This window comes from Brevundimonas pondensis (assembly GCF_017487345.1).
GTDB classification, from domain to species: domain Bacteria; phylum Pseudomonadota; class Alphaproteobacteria; order Caulobacterales; family Caulobacteraceae; genus Brevundimonas; species Brevundimonas pondensis.
Window position 1 is genome coordinate 2,781,185 of sequence record NZ_CP062006.1, and the last position, 14,490, is coordinate 2,795,674.

Genomic DNA, 14,490 nt, shown 5'->3' on the forward strand with positions numbered 1-14,490 from the left:
AGGCTAGTCCGTCGCCTCGCCGCCCTGCACCATCCGGGTCACAGCCATGTCGGCTGTGACATTGCCCAGGGTGCGGAAGATGTCGGGGATGACCTCGACCGCCAGCAGCAGGGGCAGCATCTCCAGCGGCACGCCCATGGCGATGCAGATGGGGGCAATGGAGGCGAAGAAGCTGGCCTGACCCGGCAGGCCCACGGTGCCGATCGAGATCAGCACCGCCGTCAGCATGGCCGCGAACAGCTGCCCCGCCGAGGGCTCGATGCCGAACAGGTGGGCGCAATAGATGGCCACGCCCAGGTTGGCCACCGGACTGGTAATGCGGAACACCGCCACCGCCAGAGGCAGGACCAGACCCGCCGTGGCCCGCTTGACGCCCAGGGCGTCCACCGAACGCTCGACCATGACCGGCAGGCTGGCCAGGGACGACTGGGTCGAGAAGGCCACGACCTGGGCCGGCGCCGCCGCCCGGGCGAACCGCCCCAGCGACACCCGGCCGAAGATGACCGCCAGAGGATAGAAGATCAGGCCGATGCCGATGCAGGCCAGCGAGATCAGGGCCACATAGTGCAGCAGGACGCCGGCCGCGCTGGCCCCCGCCATCAGCCCCACCCCGATCGACAGGGCGAAGACGCCCAGGGGCGCCGCCATCAACACCCAGCGGACGATGGTGATCATGGTCTCGCCGACCGCCTCGAAGAAGGTGATCAGCGGCACGCGCAGCCGGTCGGGCAGGCCCGAGGCCGCGAAGCCGAAGAAAACGGCGAACACCACCATGCCCAGGATGGCGTCCTCGGCCGCCGCCCGGATCGGGTTGGCCGGAGCGATGGTCTTCAGGAACTCGCTGAACGGCGCGCCGGCGCCCAGCCCCTCGGCGCCCTCGGGCTTGATCGCCAGCAACAGGCGCGCGCCCTCGGGATCGATCGGCCACAGGGCGTGCAGGCCATAGGCCGCCCCCACGGCGTAGATGGTGGCGAAGACGATCAGCCCGCCGAACCAGGCCACCGCCCGCATCGCCAGCCGCCCGGTCCGCGCTGCGTCGGCGATGGAGGCGATGCCGGTGACCAGCAGGCTGAACACCAGCGGGATGATCGTCATCCTCAAGGCGTTGAGCCACAGCTGGCCCAGGGCCTGGATGAAGTCCGCCGTGGCGTGGCCGCCCGGCAGGCCCCACTTCTGCGCTGCCGCCCCGGCCACAAGGCCCAGCACAAGCGACAGCAGCACCAGGGTGCTGAGGGAGGTCAGAAAGGAACGCGCCGTTTTCATAACGGCGACGCTATCAGCGCCCGTGAAACACGCCAGAGGAAATCGGCGGCGCCGCGCGCCCTAATGCGGCGTGCCCGAATTGGCGGGGTCCAGCGGCAGGCCCGCCGCTTGGCGCGCCTTCATCACCCGCAGCCAGCCGTGCATGGCCTCTGAATCCAGCCCGTGCATCATCAGCCGATAACCCGCCTGCAGCGTCGACAGCGCCACCAGCGGATGGCCGTTCTTGACGAAGGCCATGTGGTAGCTCGTGCCCAGAATGCGGGCGATATAGATGGCCATCACCTCGTCCAGTTGCAGCGAACTGGACGCCCGCACGAAGTCGTCGCGCGGCAGCATCAGGGCATAGATCGGCGTGTAGAACTCCACCGCCGTCTGCACGTCGACGAAGTTACACCACTTGCGCGGAAACTCCTCGAACGGCGGAAACTCGTCCGAGATCATGGAGAAGTCGATCCGTTCCGGCGGCATCAGCTCGCGCCCCTCGGCGCGCAGCACGGCGTTCATCTCGATAACGAAGTTGAAGATGTTCAGGTCGTGCTGAAGGAACAGGTCCGGCTCGATGTCCTTCAGCCGCGTCGGCGTCAGCGGCCACTTCGTCACCTTGTCTCCCACGCCGGCGTTCTCGCGCACGAAGGCCGTCAGTTCCGACCCGACATGGAAGTGACGCAGGATCACCCGATTGCCCTCGGGCGTCACAAAGGTCCGCAGACCCCAGTGGATGGTCTTGTGCAGCAGGCCGTTCAGGTTCGGATGCTTGGGCGAAACGACCCGCAGCACCTTCACCAGACAGAAGAACAGAAACACCAGCGGCCGCGCCACCGGGAAGAACCAGCGCCGCGAACGCGACCGCGCGCCCAGCAACAGATCGCGCTTGGCCCCGTCGTCGATCGGCAGGCTGTGGTCCAGATACAGGGCCATCCACGGATCGGGATCCTTGGGGTCGAACCGCGCGGGGTCGAACGGATCCTCGTGCGGCTTGTAGTATCTCACGCCGCGATCTCCTCGATCTGCAGGGCGTAGAGGCGGGCCGTGACTTTGGCGGTCGTGACGATGCGTTCGGCGACGAAGGGATCGGGCAGCACCATGCCCAGCATCTCCTCGAACTCCTTCATGTGTTCGGCGTCGTTGTCGCCGTGATACAGCAGGAAGCGCACCGCCTCGTCGGGCAGCGCCAGCCGCTCCTGCACCTTCAGGCCCCAGGGCCGCGCCTTGATCGAACCCAGGCCCTCGATGACGAACATGGCGCCCAGCAGGCCGAAGGGATCGGGCTTCGACGCCTCATGGAACATCCAGGCCGACAGAGCCTCGGACCCGACGTTCTTCGGCGCCGACTGAATATCGTCCAGCGCCCCGCCCGAGGCTGTGAAGTCGGCCTCCAGCAGGCGGAAATCCCGATGCTCCGTCACCGCATGGCGCATCAGGGTCGAGCGCAGCTCCAGATGATCCTCGCCGATGTTGGACGCCGCCCGGCTCATCCACAGCGCCCCGTCCTTCACCTGCTGGCGCAGGTTGATCAGGAAGGCGTGGTAGTCGGCGACCTCGAACCGCCCGCGCGTCAGCTTGCGGATCAGCGGCGTCGCCTCCAGCCGCTGCTCGAAATCGGCGAAGACCACCGCCAGCCTCCGCAAGGTGTCGGCCACCGCCGCCTCGGCTTCGCGTTCCGCCATCACACAATCTCCAGCATCATGAAGCCGATCATCGCCCGCCCGCTCTCGGGCACGATGCACAGCACCCTGTCCCCGGGCTTTCCGCGCCCCGACGCCATGAAGGCGTCCAGCATGACCCAGATCGAGGCCGAGCCGACATTGCCGCTCTCGCTCAGGGTCGTGAACCACTTCTCCTCCGGGACCATGGCCGCGGTGCTTTCCAGCAGGCCGACGATCTCCTGACGCAGCGACCGCGCGGAGTAGTGACACAGCAGATGATCGACCTGATCGGGCACAATCCGCCCGGCGTCCACCTTCTCCAGCCAGACGCCGATCCAGGCGCGGATCACGATCTTCAGCAGGTCGAAGTCCTGCAACAGGGCCACCGCCCCCGCCGCATGGGCCGCCGCCGGGCCGGCATGGCTCCAGGCGCTGGTCATGTCGGCGCGCGCTTCCGGCGTCGATCCGGCCCACATGCAGGGATCGAAACGCCCGGCCAGCGAGGTCATGTCGATCCATTCGACCTTGAGGCTCAGACCCTCGGGCTTAGGCCTCGGCTCCATCACCACGGCGCCCGCCCCGTCCGACAGGGTGAAGCGCAGGAAGTCCGCCTCGATCCGCACCCGCCCCTTCTCATCCACCAGCGCCGAGCCCTCATAGAAATGAGGCCGGAACCAGCGTGAGGAAAACTCGCCCGCGCAGGCGGCGGCCACATCCGCCTCGCCCGCGCGCACGCTCAGCCATGCCCCTTTGGCCGCCATCAGGGCGCTGGCGCAGACGGACTGATAGCTGAACGCCTCCAACGGCCCCGCGCCCAGTTCAGCCTGAACCGCGCTGGCGTGGCCGGGCACCAGATAGTCGCCCTGCGTCGCCGCTGCGCCCAGATGCTGCAAATCTCCGAGGCTCAGCCCCGCCCCATCCAACGCCGCCCGCACGGCGTCCGCGCACATGGAGGCGTTAGAGTGCAGCGGCTCGCCGTCGGTGTTCAAGGCATAGTGACGCCCCTCGATCCCGTTCCAGCGCAGGGCGCGCCGCCCGACAGCGGACGGCCGCCCGCCGATGCGGCCGATGAAGTCCTCCATCCGATCGTTGCCGATCCGTTCGCCGGGCAGGATAGCGCCGGTCCCGGTGATGAAGACGTCGCGAAGCTCACTCATGGCGCGGGAGCTTGGCCGTCTCGTCAGTCGGGTGCAAGCCGCAAGCGCGTTGCGACCGCTCCAACGAAAAGGCGGACCGGATTTCTCCGGCCCGCCCTTCTTGTCGCCGTCAGCCCGAAGGCCGGGCGATCAGTACTTGACGCGCAGGGTCAGACCGTAGGTGCGCGGCTGGCCCATGAAGGCGTTGTAGGTCTGGGTGTCCAGAGCCGGGTTGAAGTAGGTTCCGTTCGGCTGGACCGTCGACTGGAAGGCGGAACCTTGCAGCGGAGCGTTGATGGCGACCTGCTTGTACTCCTCATCCGTCAGGTTCTGGGCCCAGAGGTCCAGAGCCCAGCGCTCGTCTTCCGATCCCAGGGTGATACGGCCGTTCAGCAGGGTCATGGCGTCCTGCATCTTGTAGGGCAGCAGGTCGGAACCGGTGTTGTATTCTGTCGAGTACTTGGCCGACAGATTGAACCCGACCTTCAGACCCGAGCCGATCGAACGGTCGAAGGCGACCGAACCGGTGGCCGACCACTCCGGCGCGAACGAGGCCCGCGCCCCCGGCAGCAGCGACAGCTGCGGGAAGTTGCCCGGATTGGTCAGGTCGGAGGCGACGAAGTCCCCGTACTTGGTGTCGGTGTAGGTCACGCCGCCCGAGAACGACAGGCCCTCGACCGGGGTGAACCAGACGAAGTCGGCGTCCACGCCCTGCGACTTCAGCTCGGGGATGGATTCGACCGCGAAGGCCGTGCCCAGGAAGGTGTTGAGCTGGAAGTCCTCGAAGGTCTGATGGAAGTAGGTCAGGTTCAGCAGGACCGTACGGTCGAACAGGGTGTTCTTCAGACCCAGCTCGAAGCTGTCGACGGTTTCCGACGGGAACAGCAGCGAAGTGGTCGGCGTGACGCCGGTCTGCACCCGATCCAGGTTGTAGCCGAACGACTTGTAGCCGCGGGCATAGGAGCCGTAGGCCATGACCGAGTCGTTGAAGCGATAGGCCGCCTTGATCGTACCGCTCAGTTCACCGTCGTCCGTCTCTTCGGAGATGCGACGGTTGTCGAAGAAGGGGTTGGCCCAAGGCAGGCAGATGTTGCCCGCAACGCGCTGCGCGCTGGCCGCCGCCGCCGCCGGCGCCAGGCCCGCGCCGATGAAGGCGTTGGTCAGGTTGGGGACATTGCCCAGTGCGCCGCCGCAGGCCGCGCCGTTCGTGCCCAGGTTGTCCTGCAGCCCCAGCAGACGCTTCTTGTCCTGGGTGTAGCGCAGACCAAGCGTCACATCGAACTGGTCGGTGACGTGCCAGGTGTTGTTGGTGAACAGGGCCAGGGAGTCCGAACGCTGGCTGTAGTGGTCCTGCACGCCGTGACCGACGCCGAAGCCCGGTCCAGACGGCGCCAGCGGCCCCGAGGTCGACGTGCCGCCGTTCAGCAGACAGCCAGCCAGGAAGGTCGGCGTGGTGCCCGAACGCGTCAGGCAGCCGATGATGTTTCCACTTTGCGGAATGACGCCGCCGGTGCCGGCGTTCAGCTGCGACGAGATCAGCAGCGACAGGAAGGGCGTATACCCGGCGCCGTACCAGTAGCTGTCGTTGCGGCTGATGTTCTCACGGGTGGCGAAAACGCCGACCAGCCAGTCCAGCTTGTCCGTCGAACCGGCCAGGCGGAATTCCTGGGTCAGGTTGTCCAGCTCGAAACCGTAACCGCCGTCGTCGACGCGATACAGCAGGTCAGCCGTGGTGTAGTCGAGGTCCATGGCGTTGATCCCCTCCCAGCTCCGCCAGGAGGTGAGCGAGGTCAGGGTCGCGTTCCACGAGGGAATATCGATGTTGGCCTCGGCCGAGAGACCCATGTCTTCCATGGTCTGGCCGGTGCTGCGGTTGGCGTAGGCCGTGCGCGAGAAGGGCAGCGCGCCGAAACCGGGCGCCGGAGGCTGTTGCTGACCACCGACGGCGGTGATGGCGCCATAGGTCTGGCCCGTGCGCACCTGGGTCGAGACGCAGCAGTATTCGTCGCGCTTGGAATAGTCGGCGATCAGGCGGATCGAGACCTCATCCGACGGCAGGATCAGCAGTTGGCCGCGCGCAGTCCAGAAGTTCTGGTTCTGATCGTCCTTCTCCTGGCGCGGGCCGGCGCCGGTGATCACGTCGTAGAAGCCGTCACGCTCGCGCTTGGCGACATACAGGCGACCAGCGATCTGGTCGGTGATCGGACCCGTCACCGAGCCGGCGACGCCCCAGGCGTTGAAGTTGCCGTAGGTGGCCTCGGCGCCGAAGCCCGGGGTAAAGGACGGCGCCTCGGTAATGATGTTGATGACGCCGGCCGAAGTGTTCTTGCCGAACAGGGTGCCCTGCGGTCCCTTCAGCACCTCGATGCGGCTCAGTTCGCCCAGGTCGCCGAAACCGACGCCGTTGCGCGAGCGATAAACGCCGTCGATGACCACGCCGACCGAGCTTTCCAGGCCGGGGTTGTCGCCGACGGTGCCGACGCCGCGAATACGAGCCGTGGTCGAAGCTTCCGACTGGGTCGAGGTGACGGTCATGCCCGGCGTCAGGATCTGCAGATCCTTGATGTCGCGCACCCCGGCGCCGTTCAGGGCTTCCTGCGACAGGGTCGTGACCACGATCGGCACGTCCTGCAGGTTTTGCTCGCGCTTCTGAGCGGTGACGATGATGTCATCGACGGTGGTCGGCCCTTCCTGGGCCGACGCCGCACCGGCGAAGCCGAAGGCGACCGCACCGACGACGGCGGCCGACGCGGTGCAGCGAAGAATGTGGTTGAAACGCATATGGCGGCTCCCCGGCTCTATGGCCCGGCCGCCCGCGGCGACCGTGGCGATTCCTGTCCCTGTCGATCCACGCTCATTGAACGGCGTGAATTCTCCGTTGCTAGGGGTAAGCCAGGGCCGGGAAAGCGACAAGAAGCCGCAAAGCTGCGAAGGGCGATTTCAGCCAACGTCGCTCTACGTGTGGCGAGAAAGCGACAAAAACCGATTACGCAAGGTCAATATTATCAACGTTCACTGCAAGATTTTGGCAGACGAGGCGTCTTCTCTTTGCTGCTGACGTCGCGAGGCGAGGTTCAGAATCACGGCCGCAGCCACGGCCGAAAGCACGGAGCCGCCGATCACGCCCAGCTTGACCTCGATCTGCTCGGGCGAGTCCACGGCGCCAGGGAAGGCCAGAACGCCGATAAACAGGCTCATGGTGAAACCGATGCCGCACAGCAGGCTGACGCCATAGAGCTGCAGCCAGCTGGCGCCCGAGGGCTTGTCGCCGATCTTCAGCTTGGCGGCCAGCCAGGCGGCGCCGAAGACACCGACCTGCTTGCCGATGAAGAGGCCGAGAGCGATGGCGACGACCAGGGGCGCGAAGGCCTGCTCCAGCGACAAACCGGCGAAGGAGACGCCCGCCTTGGCGAAGGCGAACAGGGGCAGGACCAGGAAAGCGACATAGGGATGCAGGTCGTGCATCGCCTCCTTGAGCGGACTCTGCGAGGTTTCGCGGCGCGGCTCGACCGGCACGATCATGGCGAAGGCCACCGCCGTCAGCGAAGTCGACAGACCGGACAGGACGGTCAGATACCAGACCGCGCCGAAGCCCAGCACCCAGAAGGGGCCAGCCAGACGTCGGCGCCCCAGAAGCGCGAAGGCGGCCAGCAGACCGGCCACGCCCACGAGCGGCAGCCACTGCACGCCCTGGCTGAACAGGACGGCGATCAGAGCGATGGCCCCCAGGTCATCGACGATGGCCAGGGTCAGCAGGAAGACCCGCAGCGAACTGGGCAAGCCTTTGCCCACCATGGCGAAGACGGCCAGGGCGAAGGCGATGTCGGTGGCCAGGGGAATGGGCCAGCCCTGCCCCGGCCCGCCCAGCATCCCGGCGACGGCCAGATAGACCAGGCCGGGAACCGCCATCCCTCCTATAGCGGCGATGATCGGCAGGGCCAGCTTCTTGGGATTGCTCAGTTCGCCCTTGAGGATCTCGTATTTGATCTCCAGCCCGACCACGAGGAAGAAGACCGCCATCAGGCCTTCCTTGATCCAGCCCGAGATCGTCTCTTCCAGCCGCAGCGGCCCGACCTGAAGCACGTGGACGCTCTTCAACCAGGCGAAGTAGTCGGCGGACAGGGGCGAGTTGGCGACGATCAGGGCGGCGATGGCGGCGAGGCCGAGCACCGAGCCTGAACCGGCTTCGGTCTTGAGAAAGTCGAGCGTGAGCTTCTTGGCCACGGCGGTCTCCGAAATCAAAAGGACTGTCGTGGCGTCAGGTTATCGACGGACGCCTGACCGGATTCACTCCGAGGGAGCGCCAGCCTGGCCCCGCGTGTGGCGGGACCTGATCTCTGCGATTGAAAATACGCAAGCCGCTCGCGGGTTCAACCCCGACGGCGCCGTTGATGTTGCGGTTGCGAAACGGGCGGCGAGCGCGCATCTGCCGCTTCATGCCCGTTTCCGCCGCCTATCGCCCCGATCCTTGCTTCGTCGACCTCGGCCCAGAGTTCGGCGATCCGGTGCTGGCCGCCGACTTCCCCCAGACGATCCTGCGCGTGCGCAACGACCGCGCCGCCGCCAGCGTCGGGCTGGAGACGCTGACCGACGACGAATGGCGCGCCCATCTCGGACGCTTCGCCCCCCTGCCCGGCCAGCCCGGCCCGATCGCCATGCGCTATCACGGCCATCAGTTCCGCACTTACAACCCTGACCTGGGCGACGGGCGCGGCTTCCTGGCGGCGCAGTTAAGGGATGACCAGAACAGACTCTTGGACCTTGGCACCAAGGGCTCGGGTCAGACGCCGTGGTCGCGGCGCGGGGACGGACGGCTGACGCTGAAGGGCGGAATGCGCGAAGTGCTGGCCGCCGCCATGCTGGAAAGCCTGGGAGTTCCGACCTGCCGCATCCTGTCTCTGATCGAGACCGGCGAGGCGCTGGAGCGCAATGACGAACCCTCGCCCACCCGTTCGGCCGTCATGGTGCGGCTGTCGCACAGCCACATCCGTTTCGGGACCTTCCAGCGCGCCGCCTATTATGGTCGCAAGGATCAGTTGGAGGTCCTGCTGGAGCACGCCCGCAGCCTGTATCATCCCACGGTCGCGCCGGGCGACGCGCCCGGTTTCCTGGCCGCCGTGGTCGAGGCCTCGGCCCGGCTGACGGCGAAGTGGATTTCAGCGGGCTTCGTCCACGGGGTGCTGAACACCGACAATCTGAACGTGACGGGCGAGAGTTTCGACTACGGCCCGTGGCGTTTCCTGCCCCATTACGACCCGGCCTTCACCGCCGCCTATTTCGACAGCGAGGGCCTCTACGCCTTCGCACGCCAGCCCGAGGCCGTGTTCTGGAACCTGACCCAGCTGGCCGGTTGCCTGAAGCTGATCGCCGAGGATCAGGTCGCGGCCCTGACCGAGGCGTTGAACGGCTTCGGCCCCGCCTATATCCGCCATCTGCGCGCGGCCTTCTTGAACCGGCTGGGGGTCAAGAGCCTGGGCGAGGCGGCGGACCAGAGGCTGCTGGATGCGGCCCTGGCCCTGCTGCGCGACAAGAGCGAGGCCCTGCGTTGGGAGCCGCTCTTCTTTGACTGGTTCGGCGGCTTCAGTTCGGGCGCGCGGGCCCTGGGCGGGGTGCGCGGCAAGATCTATCAGGGCGAGGCCTTCGACGCCTTCCGCTTCGCCCTGCTGGAGCACGAACCGGACCGGCCCGAGCGGCTGGAGCACCCGATGTTCGCCGCCGCCGAGCCCGAGGAACTACTGATCGACGAGGTCGAGGCCCTGTGGTCGGCCATCGAACAGGGCGACGACTGGACGCCCCTGCACGCCAAGCTGACCCGTCTGGACGCTGCGCGGAGCGCTTGGGCGCTTTAAGTCATCAGTTGATGTCATCGGTCGTTGACAGTCGGCTTCGACAGGCCTAGACCACGCTCACGTCCTGCGTCGGATTACGGGGAATTGTGGTTTCAGCCACGCCGCCGCCGCAGGTCGCGCCTACCCCCGGTTCACAGATTGTTACACTTCCTTGACGATCGCCTCCGGCAATCTGATCTAGCAACTGTTACCAATTCAACCTCAACGGTTTCGGCCATGACCTCCACGACCTTGACGCCCCGCTCCCGCGCAAAATCCGACTATCTGAACCTGACGCTGTGGACCTTCCAGGGCTGGATCGCGATGTTCTTCATCGCGGCCGGCTACGCCAAGCTGACGGAGTCGATGGAGAACCTGACCGTGCTGATGCATTGGCCCGCCATGGCCAGCGTCAACTTCGTGCGCGGCCTGGGCGTGGTCGAGATCGTCCTGGCCCTGATGGTGCTCAGCCCCCTGGTCTCCTGGCGTTTCGGCCGCCCCCTGCTGCTGACGGCGAGCGTCGGCCTGCTGGCGCTGCAGAGCATCATGCTGATCCTGCACGCCATGGAGTTGGACCTCGGCCTGGCCCTGACCAACCTCTTCCTGATCGCCATCACGGCGCCGGTGCTGTGGTTCCGCCGCCACTGATCGCCTGACACAGTTTTCCTCCCCGGATCGGCCGCGGCGGGCGCAAGCTCTTCGCGGCCGATTTGCGTTTGGGACCTTGCGCCGATCACAACTGTCGTGACGGCGATCGAGAAGCTTCCCTTTACGTCCGCGTCAAGTTATGGATGACGCATGGCGACCGCTGACGATCACCGCACCTATTCCATCCGGCACCTGTGCCGCGAGTTCGGCGCCACCGCGCGCGCCCTGCGCTTCTATGAGGACAAGGGCCTGTTGACCCCTGCCCGCAAGGGGCAGACGCGGGTCTATGACGCGCGCGACCGCGCCCGACTGAAGCTGATCCTGAGGGGGCGCCGCATCGGCTTCACCCTGCAGGAGATCCAGGAGATGCTGGATCTGTATGACCGCAAGGATCACAACGTCCATCAGATGGCCGTGGCCCTGCGTCGTCACCGCGCCCAGGTCGAGGCGCTGAAACAACAGCTCGAAGACATCGAGGGCGCCATCCAGACGGCGGAAGACGCCTGCGCCTGGATGGAGTCCAAGCTGGGCGAACACCGCCCCGACCTTCTGCCGGGGGCGGACGAATACGCCAACCTGCTGAGCGAACGGCTCAATCCCGACAACCACTTCCAGCCTTTCAAAGCGAGAGCTTAACCATGGCCTACAAGGCGCCTGTCCGCGACCTGTCCTTCGTCCTGCATGACGTGCTGGAAGTCGAACGTTACGCCAACCACTTCGCCGACGCCGACCTGTCGCGCGACCTGATCGACCAGATCATCGAGGAAGGCGGCAAGTTCGCCGAGGAGGTCATCGCCCCGATCAACCGTCAGGGCGATCAGGAAGGCTGCCACATCGAAGGCGACGTGGTGACCACGCCCAAGGGCTGGAAGGAAGCCTATCACCAGATGGTCGAGGCCGGCTGGACCAGCCTGGCCTTCGGCACGGAATACGGCGGCCAGGGCCTGCCCTCGATCGTCTCGATGGCGGTCGGCCAGTTCACGGCGGCGGCCTCTGCGGCCTTCTCCATGTATCCGGGCCTGACGGCGGGCGCCTATCACGGCATCGAGGCCTCGGCCTCGGATGAGCTGAAGCAGACCTATCTGCCCAAGATGGCGACCGGAGAATGGACCGGCACCATGAACCTGACCGAGCCGCAGTGCGGCACTGACCTGGGCATGGTCCGCACCAAGGCCGTCCCGAACGGCGACGGCTCCTATTCGATCACCGGCCAGAAGATCTGGATCTCGGCGGGCGAGCACGACTTCGCTGACAACATCATCCACACGGTGCTGGCCCGCGTCGAAGGCGCGGTGCCGGGCATCAAGGGCCTGAGCCTGTTCGTGGTGCCGAAGTTCCTGGTCAACGCCGACGGCACGCCGGGAGAGCGCAACGGCGTGGCCTGCGCCGGCCTCGAGCACAAGATGGGCATCCACGGCAACGCCACCTGCGTCATGGCCTATGAGAACGCCAAGGGCTGGCTGATCGGCGAAGAAGGCCGCGGCATGAACAACATGTTCGTGGTCATGAACGAGGCCCGCCTGGGCACCGGCCTGCAGGGCCTGGCCATCGGCGACGCCGCCTATCAGACCGCCGTCGAGTTCGCCAATGACCGCCTGCAGGGCCGCGCCCTGACCGGCGCCAAGAACCCGGACGGCCCGGCCGACCCGATCATGGTCCACCCCGACGTGCGGCGGATGCTGTTGGAGTCGAAGGCCTTCGTCGAAGGCGGCCGCGCCTTCATCCTGTGGACCGCCCTGCAAGCCGACCTGCAGAAGTCCTCGGACGAGGCCACGGCGACCAAGGCCAAGGACTACATGGGCCTGATCACGCCCGTGCTGAAAGCCTATCTGACCGACAAGGGCTTCCACGTCGCGAGCTTGGCCATGCAGGTCCACGGCGGTTCGGGCTACACCGAGCACTTCCCCGCCTCGCAGTATCTGCGCGATGCGCGCATCACCATGATCTACGAGGGCACCAACGGCATTCAGGCGCTCGACCTGGTGGGCCGCAAGCTGCCGTCGAACGGCGGCCGCGCCATCATGAGCTGGTTCGCCGACATTGACGCCTTCGTGGCCGAGAACGGCGACGACGAGGCCATCAAGCCCTTCGTCGATGGCCTGGCCGACACCAAGAAGAAGCTGCAGGACGGCACCATGTGGCTGATGCAGAACGGCATGGCCAACCCGGACAACGCCGCCGCCGCCTCGACCGACTACCTGCATATCTTCGGCCTGACGGCCCTGGCCTATATGTGGGCGCAGATGGCCAAGTCGGCGCAGGCGAAAATCGCCGCTGGCGACACCGATCCCTACTATGTGACCAAGCTGCAGACCGGGCAGTACTTCGTCGAGCGCATCCTGCCCGACGCCGCCGCCCACCTGACCAAGCTGAAGACCGGCGCCGAGGTGCTGATGCAGATGCCCGCCGAGGCGTTTTAACCATGGGAGCGAGGGCCGTGGTCATCGGAGCGATGATCGGCGCCCTCGCCGGATGGGCCACCGCAGGCCAGAAGCCGTTCAATGCGGAACTCTGGCAGGCGTCCCCGGCCGAGAAGACGCGCTTGAGCATGGCCGACGACCTCGTGCGCAGCCGCCTTCTTGTCGGCCGCTCGCGGGATGAGGTGCAGGCCCTCCTCGGCACGCCAACCAACACCGACAAATGGCAGGACTGGGACATGATCTATGTCCTCGCGCCCTGCCGCTGCCTGATCCCCATCGACTACGAATGGCTTGTCCTACGTCTCGAAGATGACCGCGTGACGGACGCCCGAGTGGTCATCGACTAACAACGATAAAAACGCAGGAAACGCTCATGAACGTGCTCAACGTCCCCGAACCCGACTTCATGCAGGACGAGGAGATCGTCCTCTTCTCCGACAGCGTCGGCAAATGGATCGACGAGCACGCCCCGCCTGAGAAGTTCCAGCAGTGGATCGCTGAGTCGTCGGTGCCGCGTCAGCTGTGGAACGATGCTGGGGACGCAGGCCTCTTGGGCCTGTCCATGCCCGAGGAAGACGGCGGCATGGGCGGCGACTATCGCCACGAGGTGGTGCTGATGCGCCAGCTGGGCTGGAAGGGCGCGGATCACTTCGGCATCTCGCTGCACAACGCCATCGTCATGCCCTACATCTGGCACTACGGCACGGCCGAGCAGAAGGCGCGCTGGCTGCCGCGTCTGCAGTCGGGCGAACTGGTCGGCGCCATCGCCATGACCGAGCCGGGCGCGGGCTCCGACCTGCAAGGGATCAAGACCACCGCCATCAAGTCGGGCGACCACTATGTCCTGAACGGCTCCAAGACCTTCATCACCAACGGCCAGTTGGCCAACTTCATCATCGTCGTCGCCAAGACCGACCCGGCCGAAGGCGCCAAGGGCACCAGCCTGATCTGCCTCGAAACCGATGGAGCCGAGGGCTTCGAGCGCGGCCGCAACCTGCACAAGATCGGCATGGAGGCCAACGACACCTCCGAGCTCTTCTTCAACGACGTCAAGGTCCCGCTGGAGAACGCCATCGGCGGCGGCGAGGGCATGGGCTTCGTCCAGTTGATGCAGCAGTTGCCGCAGGAACGCCTGAACATCGCCGTCCAGGGCGTGGCCGCCGCCGAGCGCGGGCTTGAGGCGACGCTGGACTACGTCAAGCAGCGCAAGGCGTTTGGGAAACGGGTCATCGACTTCCAGAACACCCAGTTCAAGCTGGCCGAGGTCAAAACGAAACTGACCGTCGCCAAGGTCTTCGTCGACCACTGCATCGGCCTGCACCTGAAGGGCCAGCTGGATGCCGCCACGGCCTCCATGGCCAAGTACTGGGTGACAGACATCCAGGGCGAGACCATCGACGAGATGCTGCAGCTCTTCGGCGGCTACGGCTACATGAACGAGTACCCGATCGCCCAGCTCTACAAGGACGCCCGCGTCCAGCGCATCTACGGCGGCACCAACGAGATCATGAAGCTGCTGATCGCGCGCACGCTGTAAAACGCACCGCCG

12 protein-coding genes are annotated in these 14,490 nt (G+C 66.1%); 6 read left to right on the forward strand and 6 right to left on the reverse strand.

All coding sequences use genetic code 11. The features are described from left to right. Nucleotides 1-3: 3 nt before the first annotated feature. The 6 genes from IFE19_RS13915 to nhaA all read right to left on the reverse strand — a co-directional run bounded on the left by IFE19_RS13915 (nt 4) and on the right by nhaA (nt 8,269). Nucleotides 4-1,263: a dicarboxylate/amino acid:cation symporter gene (locus tag IFE19_RS13915; RefSeq protein ID WP_207823241.1), complete on the reverse strand. Its 1,260-nt coding sequence runs from the start codon at nt 1,261-1,263 to the stop codon at nt 4-6. 60 nt (nt 1,264-1,323) lie between these two features. Further along, on the reverse strand, nt 1,324-2,253 hold the full coding sequence (locus IFE19_RS13920; RefSeq protein WP_207823243.1) for a DUF6999 family protein: 930 nt from the start codon (nt 2,251-2,253) through the stop codon (nt 1,324-1,326). Continuing rightward, nucleotides 2,250-2,990, reverse strand: coding sequence for an iron-containing redox enzyme family protein (locus IFE19_RS13925; RefSeq protein ID WP_207823245.1), 741 nt, complete (start codon nt 2,988-2,990; stop codon nt 2,250-2,252). Before IFE19_RS13925 ends, IFE19_RS13920 begins: the two co-directional genes overlap by 4 nt. Beyond that, nucleotides 2,930-4,066: a beta-ketoacyl-ACP synthase III gene (locus IFE19_RS13930; RefSeq protein WP_207823247.1), complete on the reverse strand. Its 1,137-nt coding sequence runs from the start codon at nt 4,064-4,066 to the stop codon at nt 2,930-2,932. Before IFE19_RS13930 ends, IFE19_RS13925 begins: the two co-directional genes overlap by 61 nt. Before the next feature lie 129 nt (nt 4,067-4,195). Next, nucleotides 4,196-6,826 (reverse strand): TonB-dependent receptor, encoded by a 2,631-nt coding sequence (locus IFE19_RS13935; RefSeq protein WP_207823249.1) that lies wholly within the window; start codon nt 6,824-6,826, stop codon nt 4,196-4,198. A 231-nt stretch (nt 6,827-7,057) separates the two neighbouring features. Beyond that, nucleotides 7,058-8,269 carry a Na+/H+ antiporter NhaA gene (nhaA, locus tag IFE19_RS13940; RefSeq protein WP_207823251.1) on the reverse strand — a complete coding sequence of 404 codons (1,212 nt, stop codon included), beginning with the start codon at nt 8,267-8,269 and terminating at the stop codon, nt 7,058-7,060. 212 nt (nt 8,270-8,481) lie between these two features. Between nhaA and IFE19_RS13945 the strand changes: the two genes are divergently transcribed. The 6 genes from IFE19_RS13945 (at nt 8,482) to IFE19_RS13970 (ending at nt 14,478) form a co-directional block, all read left to right on the forward strand. Then, the gene (locus tag IFE19_RS13945; RefSeq protein ID WP_207823253.1) at nt 8,482-9,894 is read left to right on the forward strand and encodes a protein adenylyltransferase SelO family protein; all 1,413 of its coding nucleotides are present in this window, start codon (nt 8,482-8,484) and stop codon (nt 9,892-9,894) included. Between the two features lie 216 nt (nt 9,895-10,110). Continuing rightward, nucleotides 10,111-10,521 carry a DoxX family protein gene (locus IFE19_RS13950; RefSeq protein ID WP_207823255.1) on the forward strand — a complete coding sequence of 137 codons (411 nt, stop codon included), beginning with the start codon at nt 10,111-10,113 and terminating at the stop codon, nt 10,519-10,521. A 150-nt stretch (nt 10,522-10,671) separates the two neighbouring features. Continuing rightward, nucleotides 10,672-11,157: a MerR family transcriptional regulator gene (locus IFE19_RS13955; RefSeq protein ID WP_207823258.1), complete on the forward strand. Its 486-nt coding sequence runs from the start codon at nt 10,672-10,674 to the stop codon at nt 11,155-11,157. A gap of 2 nt (nt 11,158-11,159) precedes the next feature. Continuing rightward, on the forward strand, nt 11,160-12,941 hold the full coding sequence (locus IFE19_RS13960) for an acyl-CoA dehydrogenase C-terminal domain-containing protein (RefSeq protein WP_207823260.1): 1,782 nt from the start codon (nt 11,160-11,162) through the stop codon (nt 12,939-12,941). Nucleotides 12,942-12,973: 32 nt separating this feature from the next. After that, the gene (locus IFE19_RS13965) at nt 12,974-13,288 is read left to right on the forward strand and encodes a hypothetical protein (RefSeq protein WP_207823262.1); all 315 of its coding nucleotides are present in this window, start codon (nt 12,974-12,976) and stop codon (nt 13,286-13,288) included. A 26-nt stretch (nt 13,289-13,314) separates the two neighbouring features. Next, complete coding sequence (locus tag IFE19_RS13970; protein ID WP_207823264.1) at nt 13,315-14,478, forward strand: acyl-CoA dehydrogenase family protein; 1,164 nt, start codon at nt 13,315-13,317, stop codon at nt 14,476-14,478. Nucleotides 14,479-14,490 lie beyond the last annotated feature (12 nt).